Origin of the sequence: Streptomyces sp. NBC_01320, from assembly GCF_035974375.1 — a bacterium.
In the GTDB taxonomy this organism is placed as follows: domain Bacteria; phylum Actinomycetota; class Actinomycetes; order Streptomycetales; family Streptomycetaceae; genus Streptomyces; species Streptomyces yanii.
This window is the reverse complement of the sequence record NZ_CP108390.1, coordinates 5,188,601-5,211,233: the sequence shown is the minus strand read 5'-3', so window position 1 is coordinate 5,211,233 and position 22,633 is coordinate 5,188,601. Positions and strand designations below refer to the sequence as shown.

The window sequence follows — 22,633 nt, the reverse complement described above, 5'->3', positions numbered from 1 at the left end:
GCCGCCCCGGGAACCCCGGGCGCGGCCGGCGGAACGCCACCGCGGGGCGGTCCGCCGACGCTCTGCCCGCCCGAAGGGCGCAACCCACAGGACTCGCCGTCCCGTCATCAAGGAGCTGTCGTGATCCGCACCCGCATCGCGCACGCCGTCGCCGCCCTCGCCGCCGTCCCGCTGGCCCTCGCCCTGAGCCTCGCAGTCGTTCCCGGCCACGGCGACATCCGTGTGCTGGCCGACGGGCCCACCGCACTGCAGCTGGACACCGGCGAGGAGAGCGGCATCTGGGGCCCGTGACCTGGGAGTCCGTCCGGCCCCTCCCGCCGTCCGAGACACGGTCCCCGCGATCGAATGTGAGAACCCATGCCCGGGAACACCACCCCCACCGCCCCCGCGCCGGGTCTGCCCGACCTGCGCCCGGCGGCCGCCCGCATCGGCCGGCTGTCGGAGCGCGAGCGCCAGGTGATGACGCTACTGGCCACCGGCGGCACCAATCAGGCCATCGCCCGCCGGCTCGGCGTCTCAGAGGGAACCGTGAAGGCCCACGTCGGACGCATCCTTCTGAAGCTCGGCCTGGAGAGCCGCACCGCGGCCGCGGTCGTCGCGGTCTCCATCCTCGGCCCGTGCCGGTGCGACGCCGGTGCTCCGTGCGAAACGATTCCAAAGGCCAGTGCCTTACGGCCCTGATTGATCCGCGTATCCCGAAGGTCCAATTGCGGAGAGCGTCGACGGCCGAGAAATATTGCGGCCGTTCGACGCCACCCGGCAATTCCGCTGAGGAGGCCATGAATTCGTGCATCGTCCGCGGTGGAATTCGTGTCTTCTCGCGCAGAAGCGGCATGCCTCGCGACCAGACGGGAATTCCTCATGCAGCACACCACCGGAAATCGCAGATTCACCAGGCGCCTCTTGATCGCCGCGACCGCCGTCGCGGCCCTGACGGCCGGGATGCCGGCCGCCCACGCCGAGGACCCGGACTCGGACCAGGCGGTGATATCCGCCGTGCAGAAGGTCATCGACGGCACCGCCGGGCAGACCGAGTGCGACCTCGCCGCCACGTCGTCCATCGCGGACGGCCTCACCTGTCCCGGCACGCCTGATGAGTACCACGAGGAGGTTGTCGACTACACGGTCCTCGCCGACGGCCAGAAGGTCTCCGCCGACTACACCGCGGAGGAGCTCGACGAGCTCCTCACCGCGCCCGCGAACGCCGACCTCACCACGAGCGACGAAGTGGTGCTGCCCGGTCTGGACGCCCCCACCGACGGGACGGCCCCCGACGCCACCGACGCCACCGGCACGTGGAAGCAGGTCAGGTACTCCGTCACCCGGCACAGCCTGCTCGGCAGCGTGATCTACGACTACCACACGGTTGTCAACTTTAAGTACAATGGTTCCAAGGTCATCGCGTGGGGCGACCGCCACGACTACTTCACCCGTGAGTCGTCCGTGGTGGACACCATCGGGCGTGAGTACAACGCCAAGTCGGCCCTGCCGACGTCGACCGCTTACTCCACCATGAAGTACAAGGTGAAGCTCTGCTCGTTCGGGTCGTGGGGCTGCTACGCGACCGTCTACCCGTCGATCCAGACCCGTGTGACGGGCACTGGCTCCGCCAGCCGCTACAAGGCCAGCTCCTGATCGGTCACGACCGGGCCGAGTGCCACGTCCGACCGGAAATGAGTGAACCGGCCGCCCGCTCCCCGCGGGTGGCCGATTCGGCTCCCCGGCCCCGGGACGCCTCGTTACAGTGCCCTTCGGCCGGACCGCACGATCTTGAGTCCCCACTCCAGAAGGAAGTGCCCAGATGGGTCAGCTCATTCGGCAGCTCGTGATCGTGGTGATCGCGTTCGCCGCCCTGCTCCTGCTGATCGCGCCCCGGGCGGGCGCGCCCGAGATGGCCGTTCTGACGGTGCTGTTCCTCGCGGCGGTCGGCCTGGTCGTCCACCGGCACCGGCGCCGGACGCCCCGCTGAGCCGTCGGCGGACACTGCCGCGCGCCCCGTGGGCGCGTCAGGTGATGTGGTCCTCGGCCAGTTCCGCGTCGTAGCGGTTGGCGAAGCGTTCGACGTAGCGCTTGAGCTCGGTCTCGGTGTGGGTGGTGCCGTAGGTCGCCTCGATGTCGCTGCCGAAGGCGAAGGGCGAGGGCAGGCCGCCGTCGATGGAGCGCTCGAAGACCTGGTAGTAGGCCTCCTCGCGGTCGCGCTCCGAGGCGAAAAGCCGGAGGGGGCGGGGGCCTGTTCGGCGCGGGGGCCGGGGATGGTCACCTGGGGATCGGGAAACTGGTCGGCCGCGGCCCCCTCCCCGAGCGGGTGGGTGCGGCCGCTGGGCTGGCCGACCGGGATGGGAAAGCTGCCGGTCCCCTCCGAGGACGTCGGAGTGGCGGCGTCCTACTGGGCGGCGTACCACTCCTCGGCGGAGGGCTCCGGCCGGTAGGTAGCCGGGGTGCGGCTGCCGAGCCGCTCGTCGTAGAACCAGGCGCTGCCGTCGGGCGCGTGCACCTGCTGCTCGCCCGGGCCGTGCTGCGGCTGGGGCTGCTGCGGGGCCTGCGGCTGGGGCGCGGCCTGCTGGAGCTCCGGTGCCTGATCCTGTTCGGCGCCGACGGGGCAGCGGGGTGTCTCGCGTTCCAGTTCGGCGGACGGGATCACGACCGGCTCGATCCCCGCCGCGGCCGGCCCGGCCTGTGAGGTCTCCGCCAGCGGGACGCCGTACTTGGCGAGCCGCAGCGGCATCAGGGACTCCACCAGGGCCTTGCGCCGCCGGGCCCTGCCGTACCGGGCCCGCAGCCGGGTCCGGTGGACCAGGCCTTCCTGCACGCCTCCGGCGGCAGTGCGGCGGCCCTGAGCAGATCGTACGACCTGTGGTACTCCATCACGAGGGCCGGATCATCGATGGTGTCACCGCTCGGAAGGGAGCGGGAACCGGACCGGGAGCGACGGCAAGGACAGGACTGCTGTCGACTGAATCACCGACCGGTCCGTCACCGGGTTGGAGGGCGTCCTCGGGGAACGGTGCCGGCGGGATCCCGGACCTGCCGAACAGAGAGAACTGAGGCAGAACGAGGACGACCGGGGCCGCCACCCCCCACAGGAGAGGCCCCGGTCGTCTTCCGCGGGGCCGCAGGACGACCCCGTACTCCTCTCAGCGCCGTGAGTGCGTTTTCTGTCACACCTCACTGTGTCCGGGAACGTTGCGGGTTGTACAAGTCATGGACGCGGCCCCCGCGAAGGACGTAGCGTGCTGAGTCGCGCAGGGTGGCGCGGTAGTGGTGACCAGCTGCGATTCAGGACAGCAGGGCGGGTTGAGGGAGTGCTGGGGGACGACGCGGAGTTGACCGCCGCGGTGCTCGCGGCACAGGACGGGGACGAGGACGCCTTCCGTTCTGTGTACCGCGCTGTGCAGCCGCGGCTGCTGGGCTACATACGAACGCTGGTGGGGGAGCCGGATGCCGAGGACGTGGCGTCCGAGTCCTGGCTGCAGATAGCGCGTGACCTCGACCGGTTCAGCGGAGACGCCGACCGGTTCCGCGGCTGGGCGGCGCGGATTGCCCGCAATCGGGCTCTCGACCATGTGCGAATGCGCGGCAGGCGCCCCGCGATCGGCGGCGACGAGACCGAACTGTCGGAGAAACCGGCCGAGTCCGACACCGCCGACGAGGCGATCGAGGCCCTGGCCACCGGCCGTACCATGGCTCTCATCGCCCAACTGCCGCAGGACCAGGCCGAGGCCGTCGTGCTGCGCGTGGTGGTCGGCCTGGATGCGAAGAGCGCGGCCCAGACGCTGGGCAAGCGGCCGGGAGCGGTACGCACCGCCGCACACCGCGGACTGAAACGGCTGGCGGAGCTGCTCCGCGCGGACAGTGACGACGGCGGTGGCGAAGAGGACGCGTCGCGGGGATTTCTGCCGCACGGGAGTGCGGCAGGTCATGCGGCGGAACTCGGCGCCGTACCCGCGCAGCGCCTTTCCCGGACCGGTCTGGCGGCGTCCGCCGGTGTGACGGATTTGCGTCCGTGGACGCAGAGGGACATGTGATGGCCGACAAGCAGGACGCATGGCTTGACAGGGACGCGACGGAGCGACTGCTCCGCGGCGAACCGGTCGATCCCGGCGAGGGCCATGCGCGCGCCGACGCCGAACGGCTCGCGGCCGCGCTGGGCGCGGCTGCCCGCAGTGCCCGCCCGGCCGCCGGTGAACTGCCGGGCGAGGCCGCCGCGCTGGCCGCGTTCCGGACGGCCCGGCGCGCAGGGGCGCGGGCGACGGCGCCGGTGGACGTCCGGTCGGCGGGACACGCCGCGAAGGACAGCGGGCCAAAGACGCTGGGACCGGTACGCATCGGTCCCGCGGCATCCCAGGGCGGCCGCACGCGTGCGCCGCGCTGGGGCCGTCCCGTCCGTTTCGGTCTTGCCGCCTCCCTCGCCGGCTGCGCGCTCGGTGGGGTGGCGGTCGCGGCAGGCGCGGGCGTGCTTCCCGGTCCGTTCGGCAAACACGCCAACCCGCTGCCGGCCTCCTCGGTATCGGCGTCCGCGTTTCCGGAGGAACTGGGCTCCGGGGACGCGTCCGGCGGGACGACTGCCCCGCCGTCGGGGTCGCCGGACGTGAACACGTCCCCGGATTCTTCCGGTGGAACCCACCAGGGCAAGGACGACCGTGACGGCGCGTCAGACAAGGCCGGAACGCCGGACGGGAGCGGCGCCCGGAACGGCGGGAGCGACGGCCGACGTTCCCCGGACGCGACCGACGGCAAGGGCACGCCCGGCGGCGGCCAGGACGACACGTCGGACGTCTGGTTCGCCCGGACCCTCAAGGCATGCCGCGACTACCGCGACGGCAAGCTCAACGACGCCCGCAGACGCCGTCTCGAAGAGCTGGCCGACGGCGCCGCCAACCTGGACCGGTTCTGTCAGCGGATGTTCGACAAGGCCGGTGACGAGGACGACCAGGGGAACGACGCCGACGAGCAGAGCGGTGCCGACGCGGACGCGGCGGATCAGGCCGACGGCAGTGCGAACGCGCTCCAGTCGCTCTGGTTCGCACCCGGTACCCCGGCCCCGTCGGCCCCGGCGTCCCCGACCGGTGTCGCCTCCCCGACGGCCACGGCTCCGGCCGTCCCGGCCGACAGGCTCTGAGCCGTTCCGGCCGCTCCGCCGGCACCGGGTGTGACACTTTTCGACCCGTGGACGCAGTACAGAGTGAGCCGACTGGTCATCGGCAGCGCACAGAGCCGGGGTTCCCCCCGTACCTTCGGCTCGGCGCACCCGGCGCGGGCGGGACACGTTCCCCCGGTCCCGCCCGCGCCCCCTTTCCCCGCCTCCGCTCACCAGTAGATGACGACCTTGTCGCCGTTGCGCACCTGGTCGAAGAGGGCGGCGATCTTCCCTTCGTCCCGGATGTTCACGCAGCCGTGCGACGCGCCGGTGTAGCCGCGGGCCGCGAAGTCCGCCGAGTAGTGCACCGCCTGACCGCCGCTGAAGAACATCGCGTACGGCATGGCCGTGTGGTAGATCGTCGACACGTGGTGCCGGGACTTCCAGTAGATGGAGAAGGTGCCTTCGCGGGTCGGCGTGTACTGCGAGCCGAACCGCACATCCATCGAGGAGACGACCCGGCCGTCGATCATCCACGACAGGGTCCGGCTGTTCTTGCTGATGCAGAGCACCCGCCCGGTCATGCAGCGCTTGTCGGGCCTGGCGGCGGGCCGGGAGGTCGGCGGGTTCAGCTCGGCCGCCGTCGGCTTCCGTGTCATGGCGACCAGCTTCTGCCAGGTGAGGGTGTCCGTTCGACCCGTGCGGGACAGACCGCGCTTGCCCTGGAAGGACTGCACGGCGGCGACGGTGAGCGTCCCGTAGTAGCCCGTCGGGCTGCGGTCGAAATGGCCGATCTGACGGAGCCGGGCCTGCAGCTCCCGTACCTGCTTGCCCTCGGAGCCGGTCGCCATCAGCGTCCTGCCCTGTGGAGCGGGCTTGGGGGCGGCGGACACCGACGGCGAGGGCGCGATGGTCGACGGCGAGGGGGTCGCGGCGGGCTTGGCGTCGTCGGTCGCCGGGCCGGAGGTCTTCGGCGGGGACGAGGGCTTCGTCGCGGAACCGCCGGAGGCATGCGCCTGGCAGCCCGCGGTCGTGGCGGCCAGCGTCAGGACGGCGACGGCGGTCACCGCCGTGGCGCCTGCCCGGTGTGCCGTTCCTCCGCCGTACCGGGTTCTGTGTATCCGCATCATCCTCGGCCCCCTGATTCCTTCGTTCTCTCTTGGGACGGATTCCCGCTCTGCCCGGTTGCCAAAGCCCGCGCATGATGGTGAGTGCGGTGGCGAAGGCCGTAGGACGCACCCTGTGAGCAAGGTCCCAGCCGGTGCCCCTCCACCGGTCGCGCGGCCGCCGCTACAGTCCGTCGCGAGGATCGTTGGTTACCAGTTGGTAGCTTCAGTGGGAGGTACAGCAGATGACGCGCGAGTCGGAGTCGGGACTGCCCATCGAGCCGGTGTACGGGCCGGACGCACTCGACGGGTGGAACGCCGACGACAAACTGGGAGAGCCCGGTGCCTACCCCTTCACGCGCGGCGTGTACCCCACGATGTACACCGGCCGGCCGTGGACGATGCGGCAGTACGCCGGCTTCGGCACGGCCTCCGAGTCCAACGCCCGCTACAAGCAGCTGATCGCCAACGGCACGATGGGTCTCTCCGTCGCCTTCGACCTGCCCACCCAGATGGGTCACGACTCCGATGCGCCGATCGCGTCCGGCGAGGTCGGCAAGGTCGGGGTGGCGATCGACTCGATCGACGACATGCGGGTGCTGTTCGGCGGGATCCCGCTGGACAAGGTCTCCACGTCCATGACGATCAATGCCCCCGCCGCCCTGCTGCTCCTCCTCTACCAGTTGGTCGGCGAGGAGCAGGGCGTCCCGGCGGACAGGCTGACCGGCACCATCCAGAACGACGTCCTCAAGGAGTACATCGCCCGCGGCACTTACATCTTCCCGCCCAAGCCCTCGCTGCGGCTGATCGCCGACATCTTCAAGTACTGCAAGGCCGAGATCCCGAAGTGGAACACCATCTCGATCTCCGGCTACCACATGGCGGAGGCCGGAGCCTCGCCCGCGCAGGAGATCGCGTTCACCCTCGCGGACGGCATCGAGTACGTCCGTACCGCCGTCGCGGCGGGCATGGACGTCGACGACTTCGCCCCGCGTCTCTCCTTCTTCTTCGTCGCCCGTACGACCATCCTCGAAGAGGTCGCCAAGTTCCGCGCCGCCCGCCGGATCTGGGCCCGGGTGATGAAGGAGGAGTTCGGCGCATCGAGCCCCAAGTCGCTGATGCTCCGCTTCCACACCCAGACCGCGGGCGTCCAGCTCACCGCGCAGCAGCCCGAGGTCAACCTGGTGCGCGTCGCGGTCCAGGGGCTCGGCGCGGTCCTCGGCGGCACGCAGTCGCTGCACACCAACTCGTTCGACGAGGCGATCGCCCTGCCGACCGACAAGTCCGCCCGGCTCGCGCTCCGTACCCAGCAGGTCCTGGCGTACGAAACGGACGTCACCGCCACGGTCGACCCGTTCGCGGGTTCGTACGTCGTCGAGAAGATGACGGACGACGTCGAAGCCGCTGCCCTGGAGCTGATGGGCAAGGTCGAGGACATGGGCGGCGCGGTCAACGCCATCGAGCGGGGCTTCCAGAAGAACGAGATCGAACGGAGCGCCTACCGCATCGCCCTGGAGACGGACAGCGGGGAGCGCGTCGTCGTCGGCGTCAACCGCTTCCAGCTCGACGAGGAGGAGCCCTACGAGCCGCTCCGCGTCGACCCGGCGATCGAGGCCCAACAGGCGGCCCGGCTGACGAAGCTCCGCGCCGAACGGGACCAGGACGCCGTCGACGAGGCGCTGGGGCGGCTGAAGAAGGCGGCCGAGGGGACGGACAACGTCCTCTACCCGATGAAGGACGCGCTGGCGGCGCGGGCGACGGTCGGCGAAGTCTGCAACGCGCTGCGGGAGGTGTGGGGGACGTACGTGCCGACGGACGCGTTCTGAGCGGGGGTCCGCCTGCGTCGCGGATGTTCTCCCGTCCGCTCGACGGCGAAGGCTGAGCCCCGTACCGTCCTCCGAGACACCTGGACGGAGTGTCGTACCCCCGTGCGACACTCCTGTTCATGCTGGGTGTCACTGATCTTCCGACCTATCTTGTCGGCCTCGTGCTGATTGTTCTGCTGCCGGGGCCGAATTCGTTGTACGTGCTCTCCGTCGCCGCCCGCCGCGGTGTGCGGACCGGGTATGTGGCGGCTGCCGGTGTGTGGACCGGTGACACCGTGCTGATGACGCTGTCCGCGCTCGGCGCCGCCTCCCTGCTGCAGACGACGCCGGTGCTCTTCGCCGTCGTCAAGTACGCGGGCGCGGGCTATCTGACCTGGCTGGCGATCGGCATGCTGCGGGCCGCGGCGTCCATGTGGCGCGAGCGGCACCGGCAGATCGCCGAGTTGACGGACGAGGCCGCCGGACCGGGCGAAACGGGGACGGCGGCCGGGGCGGTGGAGCGGCCGTACCGGCGGGCGCTGGTGGTGAGCCTCTTCAACCCGAAGGCGATCCTGTTCCTGATCTCCTTCTTCGTGCAGTTCGTCGACCCCGGGTACGCCTATCCGGCGCTGTCCTTCCTGCTGCTGGGGACGCTGCTGCAGATCGCGAGCTTCCTCTACCTGTCGGCGCTGATATTCGGCGGCACCCGGCTGTCCGCCGCGTTCCGCCGCCGCAAGCGGCTGTCGGCCGGGGCCACTTCGGCGGCGGGTGTGCTGTTCCTCGGGTTCGCGGCGAAGCTCTCGCTCAGCAGCGTCTGAGGCGGACGGGCGGCCCGTTCACCGGTGTCGTGCCTCACCGCCCGCACCGCCCGTCAGTGATCTGCGCAGCCGCGGTGTGAGCCACCGCTCCACATACCGGTGCAGCAGCCAGGCCAGCGCCAGCATCAGGACCACGGTGAGAACCGCCGTCGCCCACGCGGGGACCCCGAGGCGCTGATGGAGCATGTTCACCGCCACCCAGCCCAGATGCTCATGGACCAGGTAGAAGGGGTACGTCAGCGCTCCCGCGACGGTCAGCCACCGGTGGTCGAAGCGGGCCAGGGCGCCCAGTGCGATGGCGGCGACGGCGGCGAAACCGGCCGTCACGATTGCGATGATGACCAGTGACGAGCGGTACGAGAAGGCGTGCGGGCCCGCCGGATGCCACAGATCGGCCACCGCGGAGTGCTGGCCGAGCAGCCAGCTGACGCCGACGATGCCCCAGGCCGTGGCGTCCCGCCGGTTGCGGTGGACCAGGTAGAGCCCGATGCCGCCTATGAAGAACGGGGCGTACGCCGGCATCAGGACCACGTCGAGCAGCGGCTCGCCGGATGCCTTGCCGAGCGCCGCTGCCAGGGTCCACGCCGCACAGAACAGGACGATCCGTCGCCGGTTGGCCCCCGGCAGGACGACGCACACGGCGAACAGGGCGTAGAACCGGATCTCCGCCCACAGCGTCCAGCACACGCCCAGCACCCGGTCCACGCCCAGCGGCTGCTGCAGCAGCGTCAGGTTGACCAGCGCGTCGCTGGGCGAGACCGCCTCGTACGCCACCGTCGGTAGTGCGAAGACCAGGGTCACGAGCACGACCGACGCCCAGTACGCGGGCAGCAGCCTGGCCGCCCGCGAGGCGAAGAACGACGCGAGCGAACGGCCCCATCCGCTCATGCAGATCACGAAACCGCTGATGACGAAGAAGATCTGCACACCGAGACAGCCGTAGGCGAACCACGTGTGGGCGGACGGGAACAGGGAAGCGGCGGAGACTCCCCACGCCGTGGTGATCTCACCGCCCCGGCCCCCGTAGTGGTACGCCGCGACCATCAGCGCGGCGACCAGCCGCAGCCCGTCGAGGGCCCGCAGCCGGGGTGCGGGGCGCGCCTGTGGTGACCCGGGCCCCACCTGCGCGCGGGCGGTGGAAACCCGCTCGATCGTCCTGCCCGGCATCTCCGGAGTGATGGTCACTGACGTCCCTTCCAACAGTGGCGAAGGGTCAGGCTAGGGCGCCGATGGCTCCGGAACGGGCGGGAAGGGAGCAGTTTCCCGTGCTGACAGGGCGAGTTCATCTCGCGGCCGTTCAGGTTTCTTAGCGTGCTACGGAACCTGACACGGTCGCCGAACATCCTTACCCCTTCTCACGCCCCCTTCCCCCCACGGGCACCAGACGCTTGGAGCGCCATGACGAAAGCCCGCACCCGCTGGCCACGGCAACGTGACGCGGAGGACTCGGCCCCGCCCGAAGGCGGGACGTCCCACCTCGCCACCGTCCTCCCGACGGAACTGGAGACCTGCCTGCGCGCCTGTGCCGCGCACAGCGGGAAGCTGGTCGCCGGGCTCGACCGGCGGCGTACGGCGCTTGCGGAGGCGCTCAGGAACCTGCTGGCCACCCACGCCGGCATGGAGCAGACGGCCGCCGCGGCCTCCCCGCTCCCGCTGCTGCGGCGCCCGGGCAAGAGCGGGACAGGATCCTCGCTCGTGCTCGGTGACGCCCTGCTCGACCCGCTGCTCGCGGTCGGCAACAAGGCGCTGGACTGCGGTTACGAGGACGAGCTGAAGCTCGCGATCCTCATCACGGACACCGTGCTCACCCAGCGCAGGCGCTCCCGCGCCGGCTGGCGGCTGCGGGCCCGGACGCTGGAGGCGATGGGGGCGGAGAACGCCGCGGTCGAGGCGTACGAGCGCTACCTCGGGCTCACCGACGAGGACGGCTTCGGTGTGGCGGCGAAGATCGCCGGCCTGCGGGCCGGCGCCGAGCGCCAGGACGAGCTCCTGCGGAAGCTGGAGTGCGACTGCCCGGAAGCCGGCGAGTTCACCGGCCTGTCCGTCACCGAGTCCTGGGCCGAAGGCCTGGAGCTGCAGGCGCGCGGCGACTGGCGTGCGGCCCGGCCCCGGCTGATCGGCGCGCTGCTCACCCAGGACCGGGCCGGAGTCCCGGTGCCGGAGATCCAGGAGGCCGCGTCCCAGTACCTGGGCCTCGCGATGGAGGCCGGCGGGCTGGCGGGCAGCGGCGCCGGCAGTCCCACCGGCCCCACCGATCTCGCGCTCCTCACCGACCTGATCGCGCTCTACGCCGAGCAGCGCCGGACCCGGATGCGCGGCCCGATCGGCGACCCCACCTTCGGCGACGTCGAATGGACCACGCTCGGCGAGTTCCGTAACCGGATAGCGGGCAAGTCGATCTGCCTGATCGCCAACTCGCAGCGCGTCGGCAGCAGTTCGATGGGAGCCGAGATCGACGCGTACGACCTGGTCGTCCGCTTCAACTCGTACAGGATCGATCCGTCGGCGACCGGCAAGCGCACCGACATCCACGCCACCATCCACAAGCACGGCTTCAACTGGGACCGGAAGGTCGACACCCGGCTGGTTTTCGGGGGGCTCTCCGGCGACTGGAAGTACTCGCTGCGCAACCGGCTCGTACCCGGCGCCCAGAAGTATCTCGGCGACGAATCGCTGCGCTGGCCGCTGCGCGACATCGGCAAGGTCGGCACCGACGTCTGGCCGGCGATCCCCACCAGCGGCTTCAACATGCTGTGGCTGCTGGACTACCTGGACGTCAGCTCGCAGCTCGACCTGATCGGCTTCGACTTCTACGAGAGCGGCGCCTACCGCCTGCCCGCCGCGATGAAGATGCCCATCACCTCCGTGCACGAGTACACCAGCGAAAAGACGTGGGTCATGGAACGCGCCCAGAGCGTCACCGATATGAGGATCAGACTGCGATGACGACGCCCACCGCGACCACCGCACAGGCACCCGTGCCCGCGCCCCGGACCCCCGCCCCCGCGAACGCGCTCACCGGCAAGCGCCGCGTCGCTTTCGCGAGCTTCGTGGACGAGAACTACCTGCCCGGCTTCCTGGCCCTGCTGCGCAGTCTTGCCCTGTCCAACCCCGGCGTCTGCGAGGACTTCATCGTCCTGCACGACGGACTGCGCCCCGCCTCCGTCGCCCAGATCCGGGCGCTGCACCCACGCATCGACTTCCGCCGGGTGGACGCCGAGCACTACGACTCGTATGCCAAGGGAGACCAGGACAACTACCTGGTCCGCAAGGCGTACTTCATCCTCGACGTGTTCCGGGTGCGCGACTACGACACCGTGATCACTCTGGACACCGACATGGTGGTCCTCGGCGATCTCGGCGAACTGCTGGAGCTGCGCGACGGCCTGGCCGCCGTGCCGCAGTTCTTCTACGGGCAGCACAAGCTCAACAGCGGGCTGCTGGTCATCCAGCGCGAGTACCTGAGCGACGAGTTCTGCGCGAAGATCGACGAGGTCGGCCGCGCGGGCACGTACGAGCTCGACAAGCACGACCAGGGCATCCTGAACGCTGTCCTCGAGGGCGACTTCGTGCAGCTCGACGCCCGCTACAACTTCGTCAAGCGGCGGCTCTCCGGCGACCTCCCGGTGCCCGACACCACCGCGATCCTGCACTTCACCGGGCGGCACAAGCCCTGGCAGGGCGGCGAGGCCGGCTACGGCCAGGCCGAGGACCGCTGGCGCGAGTTCGAGCTGCCCGACACCGAGTTCCACGCCGCGTACCTCGCGCTGCCCGGCACCAAGCACCACGACCTGCTGGTGCACTACGGGACCCCGCACGTGCGCCGCACCGCCGACCCGGAGAGTGCGCGCCGGGTCGCCGCCGCGCACATCTCCGCCGGTGAGTACCAGGAGGCGGCCGACCTCCTCGGCGCCGTCCGGATACCCGTCGACGACGCCTGGCCGCACGAGGTGCTCGGCCACGCGCTGATGAGCGTCTCCCGTTACGAGGAGGCCCGCGCCCAGCTCCTCCTCGCGACCGCCGCCCCCAACCGGGCCGCGACCTCCTTCGCGCGGCTCGCCCAGATCGCCTGGATCCACGGCGACGACGCCACGGCGGCGGCGTACGCGATCGAAGGGCTCGGCGTCGACCCGACCCACCGGGCGAACCGGCTGATGTACAAGCGCACCAAGGACGTGTCCACCCCCGTGGAGGGGCCGGCCGCCGAGCAGCTCGCGCATGTCGCCTTCTACATGGAGCGACAGGGCAACGCCGGGGACAAGCTCCTCCCGGAGAGCGTCCGGCTGGCGTTCGGCCAGGACACCGGCCCGGCCCGCTGGCACTCGGTCCACGCCCACCGGCTCTTCGACGAGGCCGCGCTGGAGCGGGTCAACGCCCGGCGCGGACTGGTCATCGGCGGCGGCGGCCTCTTCATCCCGGACACCGCGCCGAACGGCAACAGCGGCTGGCAGTGGAACGTCCCCGACGAGCTGCTGGAGCGGATCGACGTACCCGTCATGGTGTACGCCGTCGGGTTCAACGCCTTCGACGGCCAGGCGTACGGCCACGGCCGGGACCGGTTCCTCTCCTCCCTGCGGAAGCTGGTGGAGCGCGCCTCGTTCTTCGGGCTGCGCAACCACGGCTCCATCGAGAAGGTCCGCGAGCTCCTGCCGCCGTCGCTGCACGACAAGGTCCGCTTCCAGCCCTGCCCGACCACGGTCACCCGGCAGCTGGTCCGCGGCTGGACCGACCCCGCACAGCGCGAGAACACCGTGCTGATCAACGCCGCGTACGACCGGTCCGGGCTCCGCTTCGGCCACGACTACAGGCACTTCCTCGCCGAGATGGCCACCGCGGTGAAGGAGCTCGGCAAGCGCGCCGAGGTGAAGTGCGTGGCGCACTCGCTGGACGACGAGCGGATCGCGTTCGACCTGCGGCGCGAGCACGGCATCTCGCTGCCGGTGATCCCGATGTACGACTTCGGATGCGACGAGATCCGGTCCACGTACGCCCGGACCAAGCTGGTCATCGGGATGCGCGGGCACGCGGGGATGATCCCGTTCGGCTGCGGTACGCCGATCATCAGCCTGATCTCGCACCCGAAGATGGCGTACTTCCTGTCCGACATCGACCGCCCGGAGTGGGGCATCTCCGTCCACGACCGGCACCTCGGGGCGCGGCTCGTGGAGCGGGCGGCGGGGCTGCTGGACGACCACGCGGCGACGGTCGCCGATGTGCACGGCAGGCAGCAGGAACTCTGGAAGGTCACCGAGGCGAACGCCGCGGACCTCCGGGTGATCCAGGGCGGCGTCCGTATCTGACGGCACGACGAAGGGGGGCGGGGCGCCGACCAGGCGCCCCGCCCCGCTTTTCTGCCCTCGATCGCCGGGCGGCCCGACACGGAGTACCCGGTCGCCCCGGCTTATCGGAGCACAACCCGCCGCAACGACTTCGCCCGCCGCGCCACCTTGCGCACCGCTGCGTTCCGCGGGAGGAACGCGAATTGGGCGGGCACTCCACCCGGCAGCCCCAGCGAGGTGAGCCGCTTGCGCTTGAAGTAGCGCCAGGTCGCCGCCGTGAGATGGGTGGAGAGATACCGCTCAGCGGCCGGCCGCAGTTCCGGATAGATCTTCGGCTGCATCGTGAAGCCGACCGCGGTGACCAGCTCGTTCAGCTCGGCCGGTGCCACCGCCTCCGCCTCTGTGACCGCCTGCCGGTCGCCGAGGTCCGGCACCAGGGCGTCCACCAGCGTCACCGGAACCCGGTTGCTGTTCTCGAACGGCGACAGCCGGTCCAGCAGCATCTCCGTACCGACCCGGGCGACCGGCACACCGTAGAACGCGGACGCCGTGAGCAGCGCGGTCGAGAAGCAGCCGACGACCAGCGCCGGCCGCATCCGCCGGTACAGCACCTCGGCCAGCACCGGCGTGGTCAGCACCCCCGAGTCCAGCACGGTCAGCTCCGCGCCGAGCTTCTCCGCCTCCGTCTCCATCGCCCGCGACCACTGCGCCGGCGCCGTCGGGTGCGGCTTGAACACCAGCCGCGTGTGGCCGAGTTCGACCGCCCCGCGCATCATGCGCAGATGCAGTTTCTCCTCCTCCGCCGCGCTGATCAGCCCCAGCGCGGAGAGGTACTGGCCGAGCAGCAGGGCGGGCGCCTCCACGGACGGCACGCTCCCCACCACATCGTGGGCGTCGGCCAGTTCACCGAGCACCGTGAGGAACGCCTCGGTCGGCACGACCTCCGGCGCGACCCCGAACTCCGTGAGCAGCAGCGGCTTCAGTCCCGGCACGAGGTCGAGGTGGAGCAGCCGCCGCACCCGGGTGCCGGTCAGCGGGTCGATCTTGTTCCTGGTCGGGCCGTAGCTCATCAGCCCGTCCGCGTACACATCGATCGGTGCGCCGGTGAACATCTGGGCGATCGCCATCGCCGGGTTGACCTGGATCGACTCGATCGCGAGCTCGACGGTGTCGTCCCCGAGTCCCCATGCGAGGCGCAGATGACGCTCCCACAGCGGTACGTCGTCCGGGCGCGGGGCCCAGCCGCTCGGGTGGAACGGGGCGATGGTCTCGTTCCACGACACCACGTCGTCGAACCGGCCGCGCAGCGCGTCGAACCCGGGCATCGCGTCGACGGCGGGTGTCGTCTCCGGAATCGCCGCGTTGTTCGAGATGAGCAGGATGCGGCGGTCGGCGTCCGCGAAGGCGCCCGCGTCCAGCGCGGCCGCGAGGGTGGCGGTGCCGTAGAGGGTGGAGGCGAGGAAGATCTGCGTCGTACGGGTCCGGCTGCTGCTCATGCGGCCGCCACCTCCTTCGCGGCGACCGGGCGGCGACGCAGTCGGCGCAGCAGGGTCGCGCGCTGTACGTCCATCGAGTCCAGGGCGTCGTCCAGCACGTCCTGCGGCATCCGCTTGAGTGCGGCCGCGCTCATCGATTTCAGGGCCCGGGACACGGCGGGTTCGAATCTCTCCATCGAGCTCATGTGATGAAAAATGATTGCGCAATAGGTGCGGACCGCTTTCGGCAGAAGGGCCCGCGCATCGCGGTCCTCCGCCGTTTCTCGTACCACTTGATCAAATGAGCGAATGAAATCGAGCTGGCGTACGTCACCGATCTGGGTCAGCGACGAGGCGACGCCGCGCCGGTAGAAAATGCCGAGAAAACCGAGTACCGCGAAGGAATCCGCCTCGCGGTGCAGTCGCCAGATCCACGGCCGGTCCTCGGCGGTGCGCAGACCGTCCGTGAAGTGCAGCAGTCCGCGGTCCAGGAGCCGGCGGTGGTAGAGGCCCGCCCAGGCGTACGGGTAGTCGACCGAGGTGGTCCGCGCGGCGGGCAGGATCGCGTCCCGCGGGTCCATGACCTCGTCGCGCCGGCCGTGCGGTACGCGGTGCACCGTACGGGTCCTGCCGTCGACCTGCACATGGTCGGTACGGACGAAGTCGCAGCCCAGCGCCTCGGCCCGGGCCAGCAGCCCGGCGAAGTACCCGGGGGCCACCCAGTCGTCGCCGTCCAGGAAGGCGAGGTATTCGCCGCGGGCCGCGTCCAGGCCGGTGTTCCGGGCGGTGGCCAGCCCGCCGTTCTGCTTGTGTCTGCTGACGACCACCCCCGGAATCTCGTCCTCCGCGCGGCGCAGCATGTCCGCGGTCCCGTCGGTCGAACAGTCGTCGACGAGGATGAATTCGAAGTCGTCGCGGGCGTTGGCCCGCAGGCTTCTCAGGGTGTCGGGGGCGTATGTCTGCACGTTGTAGAACGGCACGATGACGGAGAGCTTAACCACCCGTCTCACGCTAGGCGGGCGCTCGTCATTTGCCCTGGCCCCAGGGGGGACGGCAGGTGAACGACGAATGTCGGAATGATGAACCGGACTCAATCCATAGCGATTGAGGGCCTTTTGTGGAGCTGATTCGCCAAGCGTCGGCGGGCTGTTAACCATCTGTTGCCGTCACGTTGGGCCATGAATCGAAATGCCTTCCTAACTTCTAGGACGTGCCCCCACGTACCAGCAAGACCACGGCGCTCCGGGTAGCCGTACTCGCCGACTCGGACACCCGGTGGAAATGGGGCGCGCTCACCGCGCGCCGCCTGACCACCGGGTCCCCGGACGCGCCCCGCGCAGCGGAACGGCCGGTCGAGATCAGCGGACTGCTCCTGCGCGGCCGGGCCACCCCGACGGCGCGCCAGCTCGCCGAAGTCGGTGACGTAGGGGTCGAGACCGGCCGGGTGCGCGAAGTGACGGCCGTCGAGTTCCTGCACACCGTGCGGGACGAGGGGTACGACGTCGTGGTCCTCGCCCTCGTCGGCGGCGCGGTCCAGGCGATGCTGCACGGCCTCGCCGCCCTGCGGCTGCCCGCCAGGCCCGTCGTCGTCACCGGCTACGTCGGTGTCGTCTACGAGAAGCTCGCCGACGGTCTGCTGCTGCGGCACGGCGCGGACGTCGTCCTCGCCAACTCCCGCCACGACGCGGAGCGTTTCCGCGCCGTGTACGAGGGAGTGGGCGCCGATGCCTCGGCCGTCACGGAGGCCGCACTGCCGTTCCTCGGCGGCGCCCCGCACCGGCCGCAGGAGGGTCGCGACACCGTGGTGTTCGCCGCCCAGCCCTCCGTACCGGCGTCCCGCGCCGACCGTACATATCTGCTGCGCAGGCTCGTCGAGCACGCCAGGCTGCACCCGGACCGCGAGGTGCTGCTGAAGCTGCGCTCCAAGCCCGGCGAGCACACCACACACATCGAAGAACTCCCGTACCAGCGGCTCGCGGAGAAGCTGCCCGGCGGACTGCCGCCCAACTTCCGCCTCGTGTACGGGCACATGGGCGAGGTCCTCGACCGCACCGACCTGCTGGTCACGGTCTCCTCGACCGCCGCGCTGGAGTCCCTGCACCGGCGCATCCCCACCGCGATCCTCAGCGACCTCGGCGTGCGCGAGGCCCTCGGCAACCACCACTTCATCGGCTCGGGCCTGCTCACGTCGTGGGACCGGCTCGACGGCGGCTCCCACCCGGAGCCCGACGAGACATGGCTGGCCGGCCAGGGCGTCGCCGCCGACGGCACCTACGACACGGCGTACGAAACCGCACGGGCCCGCGTCGGCGCGCTGCTGGCCGCGTCCCGCCTGCCCGACCTCGCCCCGTACTACACACCCGCCACCGCCTCCGGCTACCTGCCCGGCATCCTCGCCCGCCACCACCTGGCCCCCGACGGCCACCCGCTGCCCGGCGCCGCCGCGCCGCGCGAGACGGGCGGGGTGCGGGGCGCGGTCCGCGACGCGGTACGGGAAGCGGCGCGCGGCGCGTACCGGCAGGGCGTCCAGCGGGTAGCCCCCGTGATCCGACGGATGGGCGAGCTGTGACAACGAATCCAGGAGCAGACATGACGCCGACCTCGACACCGAAGCCGAACCCGACCGTGCTCGCGGTGATCCCCGCACGCGGCGGATCCAAGGGCGTCCCGGCCAAGAACCTCGCCCAGGTCGGCGGCATACCGCTGGTCGCCCGTGCGGTCCGCGCCTGCCTGTCCGCCCGTGAGGTCACGGACGTCGTCGTCACCACGGACGACGCGGCGATCGCGGACGCGGCCCGGGCGGCGGGCGACGCGCTCGGCGCCACCGAGCGCGTGCACTGCGTCCAGCGCCCGTCGGCCATCGCGGGCGACACCGCGACCAGCGAGGCTGCGGTCCTGCACGCACTCGACGCGTACGAGGCGATGCACGAGCGCACCGCCGACGTGGTGCTGCTCGTCCAGTGCACCAGCCCGTTCGTCACCCGCGAGGACATCGACGGCGTGGCCGCCGCTGTCGCCCGCGACGGCGCCGACACGGCCGTCACCGTCGCCCCGTTCCACGGCTTCATCTGGCGCGACGGCAGCGCGGTCGAGGACGACACCTACGGCGTCAACCACGACAAGGCCGTCCGCCCGCGCCGCCAGGACCGGCCCCAGGACCTGCTGGAGACCGGCGCCGCCTACGCGATGGACGTCGAGGGCTTCCGTACCCACCGGCACCGCTTCTTCGGCCACACCGCGCTGGTCACCACCGACCCCGCCCGGGTCCTGGAGATCGACGACCCGCACGACCTGGCCCGCGCCCGCGCCCTCGCACCGCTCCTGGACCCGTCACCGCTGCCGACCCGCGAGGACATCGACGCGGTCGTCCTCGACTTCGACGGCACGCAGACCGACGACCGGGTCCTGATCGACTCCGACGGACGCGAGATCGTCGCCGTCCACCGCGGAGACGGTCTGGGCATCGCCGCCCTGCGCAGGGCGGGCCTGGACCTCCTGATCCTCTCCACCGAGCAGAACCCGGTCGTCGCCGCCCGCGCCGACAAGCTCAAGATCCCCGTCCTGCATGGCATCGACCGCAAGGACCTCGCGCTCAAGCAGTGGTGCGACGAGCACGGCATCGCGCCCGAGCGGGTGCTCTACGTCGGCAACGACGTCAATGACCTGCCCTGCTTCGCCCTCGCCGGCTGGCCCGTCGCCGTAGCGAGCGCCCATGACTCGGTACGCGCCGCGGCGCGCGCCGTCACGACCACCCCCGGCGGCTTCGGCGCCATCCGCGAAATCGCGGCGTGGCTGCTCGGGCCCACCCTCACCGGCCACCTTTCCACCCCCACCAACTCCACCACCAAGTAAGGAAACACCCCCATGAGCACCTCCCGTCTGCGCACCCTCGGCACCCGCACCGCCGGTCCCGGCCGCCCCGTCTACATCACCGGCGAGATCGGCATCAACCACAACGGCGACCTCGACAACGCCCTCGCGCTGATCGACGTGGCCGCCGAAGCCGGCTGCGACGCCGTCAAGTTCCAGAAGCGCACCCCGGAGATCTGCACCCCGCGCGACCAGTGGGACATCGAGCGCGACACCCCGTGGGGCCGGATGACGTACATCGACTACCGCCACCGCGTCGAGTTCGGCGAGGCCGAGTACCGCGCCATCTCCGACCACTGCGCCGAGCGCGGCATCGACTGGTTCGCCTCCCCGTGGGACACCGAGGCCGTCGCCTTCCTGGAGAAGTTCGACGTCCCCGCCCACAAGGTCGCCTCCGCCTCCCTCACCGACGACGAGCTGCTCCGCTCGCTGCGCGCCACGGGCCGCACGATCATCCTTTCCACCGGCATGTCGACCCCGCGCCAGATCCGCCACGCGGTCGAGGTCCTCGGCTCGGACAACATCCTTCTCTGCCACGCCACGTCGACGTACCCCGCGAAGGCCGAGGAGCTGAACCTCCGCGTCATCAACACCCTCCAGCAGGAGTACCCGAACGTCCCGATCGGCTACAGCGGCCACGAGACCGGCCTGCAGACCACCCTCGCCGCCGTCGCCCTCGGCGCCGCGTTCGTCGAGCGCCACATCACCCTCGACCGGGCCATGTGGGGCTCCGACCAGGCCGCCTCCGTCGAGCCGCAGGGTCTGACCCGTCTGGTCCGCGACATCCGCACCATCGAGGCCTCCCTCGGGGACGGCGTCAAGAAGGTGTACGAGTCCGAGCTCGGCCCGATGAAGAAGCTCCGCCGCGTCGCGGGCGTCGTCGCCGAGAACGCCGAGGCGGCCCCGGCCGCCGAGCCGGTCGCGGTCTGACGGGCCGACCGGTGAACCTCGCCTTCGTCGAGAGCCCGGTCCAGCTCCTGAACGTCCTGGAGTGGGCCTTCACAGAGGGAGGCGACGACCATGTCCTGGCGGACATAACGGTCGTCGTCCTCCCCCCGGTCGACCCGATGTCGCGCGGCCAGCTGCGCCGGATGGCGGAGCTGGCTCGCGACGAGGGCGTCAACGTCCGCTGGCAGGAGGCGCGCGGCGGGGCGGGCGCGCCGCTGAAAACCCTCCGGGCCCTGACGGGACTGCTGCGCAGGGCGGACCGGATCGTGATCGGCGACCCGTTCTCCCGCTACGTGCAGCTCCTCCTGTCCATGGTCCGCACCCGTCGGCTCACGGTGGTCGACGACGGCACGGCCACGATGGAGTTCGTCGCCCAACTCGCCCGTGGCGAAAGGCTGGTGCGCTGGCACCGGCGGGGCAGCTCGGGCCCGCGCGACCTGATCCTGGCCCCGGTCACGGCCACCGCCCGCCGTCGCTTCACCCCGTCCTCGACCCGCGAGGTCGAGGTGTTCACGGCCATGCCGGTCGAGGCTCCGGCCGGTGTCACGGTCACTCCCAACACCTTCGCCTGGACCCGCGCCCGCTTCGGCCCGCCACTCCTCACCAAGGGCGCGGACCTGGTCGGCACGTCCCTGGCCGAGACCGGCGTGATCGACCAGGCCCAGTACCTGGAGGCGGTCGCCGCCCTGGCCCGTACCCATGGCGCGACCCGCTACTTCGCGCACCGCCGCGAGTCCGCCGACAAACTCCATGCTCTGGAAGCCGCCACCGGCCTGGAGATCGTCCGCCCGGACCTCCCCCTGGAACTCATCGCCCGCCGCGGCCCGATCGGCCGCACGGTCCTGAGCTTCCCCTCCACGGTGGTCCACACACTGCCGCTGGCGCTGACGGGCACGGAGGTCAAGGTCGCGGTCTGCGACATCGCCCCGGAGTGGCTGCGTGACACGGCGTCGCCACGCGCGCAGGGTTTCCTGAGCGGTGTCACGGAGACGGCCCGCGACGTACAGCGCCTCGCTCCGTGGCGGGCCACCGCGGTGACCGAGGCCTGAGCCCGTCCCTGCGAACGGCTGAGGCCGCCCGGGCGGACTGCCTGAGCGGCCTCGATTCACACGTGAACCATGACCGGCGTCATGAGTTGTACGGTCCGAAGAACGTCACCCGGCCGAAGGGTCCGTTGCCGGGGGCCGTTTCCCCCGCTGCCGACAGGCTCAGTGAGGGAACCAGCAGGTCCGGCGACGCCGTCGGCCACTCGCCGGAGCGGTCGCCATCGACCGGGCCCAGTACCCGGAGGTGGTTGCCGCCCTGGCCCGTACCCATGGCGCGACCCGCTGCTTTTGCGTACCGCCGTGAGAACTCCACGCCCTGGAAGCCGCCTCGGCCGCGAGCCCTGGCGTGCGGCTGCCGAGCGCCGGGGAGTCCGCGTCCGGACGAGCCGCGCGCCGAACCACCTGACGTCACCCTGACTGGGAAGTGGCGTACGGCCAGGGTTTGTTGGGGGGAAGCCCTGATGGTGGGCAGGGGCGGCCGGGCGCGAGCATCGCAGCATGAGAGTGCAGACGATGACGGTGCGTCAGAACGAGCCGGTCGGCGGGGCATTCATTGCGGGCCCGGCCCTGTTGGCCGGGTACGGAGTGGTGCGGCTGGCCGGTCGGGCGGTGAGCGATTACGGGCCCGGTGCGTGGTGGACGGTGGCGCATGTGCTGTCGCTGGCCGGACTGCTCGCGTTCGTGCTGGTGTTGCTGGGGCTGCGGAGGACGGCAGGGGTGCGGGGTGGCAAGCGGGTCGCGGTCGAGGCGGCGACCTGGGCGGGGCTGCTCGGGGCGGCGGCGCTGGTGGTTCAGGCGGTGATCGACCTGGCGGTCGGGTTCCTCACCGTGGACAAGCCGGCCATGAGCGACATGTTCGGGAGGGTGCAGGACGTGCCCGGCGTGATGCCGCTCGTCTACACCGTGGTGCCGATGCTGTTCTGGCTCGGCCTGTCGGCCCTCGTCACGCTGCTGGCGTTCCTCCGGCGGGACGTCGTCAGGGGCTGGGCCCCGGTGCTGGTGCTGGCCGGGATCGTGCCGGCGGCCATGAGCCTGGATCTGCTGGCGGTCGGTGCGGTGTGCCTCGGGACGGCGCTGCTGCCGATGCGCCGGGGGCTGCCCGAGCGCGGCGGGCGGCCGGGCCGGCCTCAGGGACGACCGGGCGCGGCGCGCAGCGAGGAGCAGTCCTTCTCCGAGACGGCGCAGTAGTCGACGGGGGCACCGGGACCA

At 71.1% G+C, this 22,633-nt stretch carries 22 protein-coding genes and 1 pseudogene; 15 read left to right on the top strand and 8 right to left on the bottom strand.

Annotated elements, in window-relative coordinates; translation table 11 throughout:
- The first annotated feature begins 120 nt into the window (after positions 1–120).
- From OG395_RS23490 to OG395_RS23475, 4 genes are all read left to right on the top strand, one after another.
- Positions 121–291 carry a hypothetical protein gene (locus OG395_RS23490; protein ID WP_327244719.1) on the top strand — a complete coding sequence of 57 codons (171 nt, stop codon included), beginning with the start codon at positions 121–123 and terminating at the stop codon, positions 289–291.
- A 66-nt stretch (positions 292–357) separates the two neighbouring features.
- Complete coding sequence (locus OG395_RS23485; protein WP_327244718.1) at positions 358–681, top strand: response regulator transcription factor; 324 nt, start codon at positions 358–360, stop codon at positions 679–681.
- 180 nt (positions 682–861) lie between these two features.
- The gene (locus tag OG395_RS23480; RefSeq protein ID WP_327244717.1) at positions 862–1,635 is read left to right on the top strand and encodes a hypothetical protein; all 774 of its coding nucleotides are present in this window, start codon (positions 862–864) and stop codon (positions 1,633–1,635) included.
- 166 nt (positions 1,636–1,801) lie between these two features.
- The gene (locus tag OG395_RS23475) at positions 1,802–1,969 is read left to right on the top strand and encodes a hypothetical protein (RefSeq protein ID WP_327244716.1); all 168 of its coding nucleotides are present in this window, start codon (positions 1,802–1,804) and stop codon (positions 1,967–1,969) included.
- A 37-nt stretch (positions 1,970–2,006) separates the two neighbouring features.
- Here OG395_RS23475 and OG395_RS23470 read toward each other — a convergent pair whose 3' ends face one another.
- The 3 genes and pseudogenes from OG395_RS23470 to OG395_RS23460 form a co-directional block, all read right to left on the bottom strand.
- Positions 2,007–2,402, bottom strand: a complete 396-nt coding sequence (locus tag OG395_RS23470; RefSeq protein WP_327244715.1) for a hypothetical protein — start codon at positions 2,400–2,402, stop codon at positions 2,007–2,009.
- The gene (locus OG395_RS23465) at positions 2,384–2,809 is read right to left on the bottom strand and encodes a hypothetical protein (protein WP_327244714.1); all 426 of its coding nucleotides are present in this window, start codon (positions 2,807–2,809) and stop codon (positions 2,384–2,386) included. The genes OG395_RS23470 and OG395_RS23465 overlap by 19 nt, the downstream gene beginning before the upstream one ends.
- Positions 2,809–2,898: pseudogene (locus OG395_RS23460) on the bottom strand (DNA-binding protein); the annotation flags it as partial. The gene OG395_RS23465 and the pseudogene OG395_RS23460, both read right to left, overlap by 1 nt.
- Before the next feature lie 404 nt (positions 2,899–3,302).
- Here OG395_RS23460 and OG395_RS23455 point away from each other — a divergent pair.
- Together OG395_RS23455 and OG395_RS23450 are read left to right on the top strand one after the other, a co-directional pair.
- On the top strand, positions 3,303–4,025 hold the full coding sequence (locus OG395_RS23455; RefSeq protein ID WP_327249433.1) for an RNA polymerase sigma factor: 723 nt from the start codon (positions 3,303–3,305) through the stop codon (positions 4,023–4,025).
- Positions 4,004–5,119, top strand: a complete 1,116-nt coding sequence (locus OG395_RS23450; RefSeq protein WP_327244713.1) for a hypothetical protein — start codon at positions 4,004–4,006, stop codon at positions 5,117–5,119. The genes OG395_RS23455 and OG395_RS23450 overlap by 22 nt, the downstream gene beginning before the upstream one ends.
- Positions 5,120–5,307: 188 nt before the next feature.
- Here OG395_RS23450 and OG395_RS23445 read toward each other — a convergent pair whose 3' ends face one another.
- Complete coding sequence (locus OG395_RS23445) at positions 5,308–6,204, bottom strand: L,D-transpeptidase family protein (RefSeq protein ID WP_442818770.1); 897 nt, start codon at positions 6,202–6,204, stop codon at positions 5,308–5,310.
- Positions 6,205–6,428: 224 nt separating this feature from the next.
- On the opposite strand from OG395_RS23445, the gene OG395_RS23440 reads away from it, so the two are divergent.
- Together OG395_RS23440 and leuE are read left to right on the top strand one after the other, a co-directional pair.
- Positions 6,429–8,009 carry an acyl-CoA mutase large subunit family protein gene (locus tag OG395_RS23440; RefSeq protein ID WP_326792698.1) on the top strand — a complete coding sequence of 527 codons (1,581 nt, stop codon included), beginning with the start codon at positions 6,429–6,431 and terminating at the stop codon, positions 8,007–8,009.
- Between the two features lie 119 nt (positions 8,010–8,128).
- On the top strand, positions 8,129–8,806 hold the full coding sequence (gene leuE / locus OG395_RS23435; RefSeq protein ID WP_327244711.1) for a leucine efflux protein LeuE: 678 nt from the start codon (positions 8,129–8,131) through the stop codon (positions 8,804–8,806).
- A gap of 18 nt (positions 8,807–8,824) precedes the next feature.
- Here the strand turns inward: leuE and OG395_RS23430 are convergent, their stop codons facing one another.
- Positions 8,825–9,973, bottom strand: coding sequence for an acyltransferase family protein (locus OG395_RS23430; protein ID WP_442818769.1), 1,149 nt, complete (start codon positions 9,971–9,973; stop codon positions 8,825–8,827).
- 231 nt (positions 9,974–10,204) lie between these two features.
- On the opposite strand from OG395_RS23430, the gene OG395_RS23425 reads away from it, so the two are divergent.
- Together OG395_RS23425 and OG395_RS23420 are read left to right on the top strand one after the other, a co-directional pair.
- Entirely contained in the window at positions 10,205–11,752 is a 1,548-nt protein-coding gene (locus tag OG395_RS23425) for a hypothetical protein (protein ID WP_327244709.1), read from the top strand.
- Positions 11,749–14,106: a glycosyltransferase gene (locus tag OG395_RS23420; protein WP_327244708.1), complete on the top strand. Its 2,358-nt coding sequence runs from the start codon at positions 11,749–11,751 to the stop codon at positions 14,104–14,106. Before OG395_RS23425 ends, OG395_RS23420 begins: the two co-directional genes overlap by 4 nt.
- A 101-nt stretch (positions 14,107–14,207) precedes the next feature.
- Here OG395_RS23420 and OG395_RS23415 read toward each other — a convergent pair whose 3' ends face one another.
- On the bottom strand, positions 14,208–15,581 hold the full coding sequence (locus OG395_RS23415; RefSeq protein ID WP_327244707.1) for a polysialyltransferase family glycosyltransferase: 1,374 nt from the start codon (positions 15,579–15,581) through the stop codon (positions 14,208–14,210).
- Positions 15,578–16,561 (bottom strand): glycosyltransferase family 2 protein, encoded by a 984-nt coding sequence (locus OG395_RS23410; RefSeq protein WP_327244706.1) that lies wholly within the window; start codon positions 16,559–16,561, stop codon positions 15,578–15,580. The genes OG395_RS23415 and OG395_RS23410 overlap by 4 nt, the downstream gene beginning before the upstream one ends.
- Before the next feature lie 209 nt (positions 16,562–16,770).
- On the opposite strand from OG395_RS23410, the gene OG395_RS23405 reads away from it, so the two are divergent.
- Genes OG395_RS23405 through OG395_RS23390 form a run of 4 tightly spaced genes read left to right on the top strand, consistent with a single transcriptional unit; the run spans position 16,771 to position 21,427 of the window.
- Entirely contained in the window at positions 16,771–18,129 is a 1,359-nt protein-coding gene (locus tag OG395_RS23405; protein ID WP_327244705.1) for a DUF6716 putative glycosyltransferase, read from the top strand.
- Positions 18,130–18,149: 20 nt separating this feature from the next.
- A complete protein-coding gene (locus OG395_RS23400) occupies positions 18,150–19,412 on the top strand; it encodes an N-acylneuraminate cytidylyltransferase (RefSeq protein WP_327244704.1) in 1,263 nt (420 codons plus the stop codon).
- Positions 19,413–19,424: 12 nt separating this feature from the next.
- Positions 19,425–20,360, top strand: a complete 936-nt coding sequence (locus OG395_RS23395; RefSeq protein WP_266982308.1) for an N-acetylneuraminate synthase family protein — start codon at positions 19,425–19,427, stop codon at positions 20,358–20,360.
- 11 nt (positions 20,361–20,371) lie between these two features.
- Positions 20,372–21,427: a hypothetical protein gene (locus tag OG395_RS23390; RefSeq protein WP_327244703.1), complete on the top strand. Its 1,056-nt coding sequence runs from the start codon at positions 20,372–20,374 to the stop codon at positions 21,425–21,427.
- 79 nt (positions 21,428–21,506) lie between these two features.
- On the opposite strand, the gene OG395_RS23385 is transcribed toward OG395_RS23390, so the two are convergent.
- Positions 21,507–21,695: a hypothetical protein gene (locus OG395_RS23385; RefSeq protein ID WP_327244702.1), complete on the bottom strand. Its 189-nt coding sequence runs from the start codon at positions 21,693–21,695 to the stop codon at positions 21,507–21,509.
- Between the two features lie 227 nt (positions 21,696–21,922).
- Between OG395_RS23385 and OG395_RS23380 the strand changes: the two genes are divergently transcribed.
- A complete protein-coding gene (locus OG395_RS23380; protein ID WP_327244701.1) occupies positions 21,923–22,612 on the top strand; it encodes a hypothetical protein in 690 nt (229 codons plus the stop codon).
- The last annotated feature ends 21 nt before the right edge of the window (positions 22,613–22,633 follow it).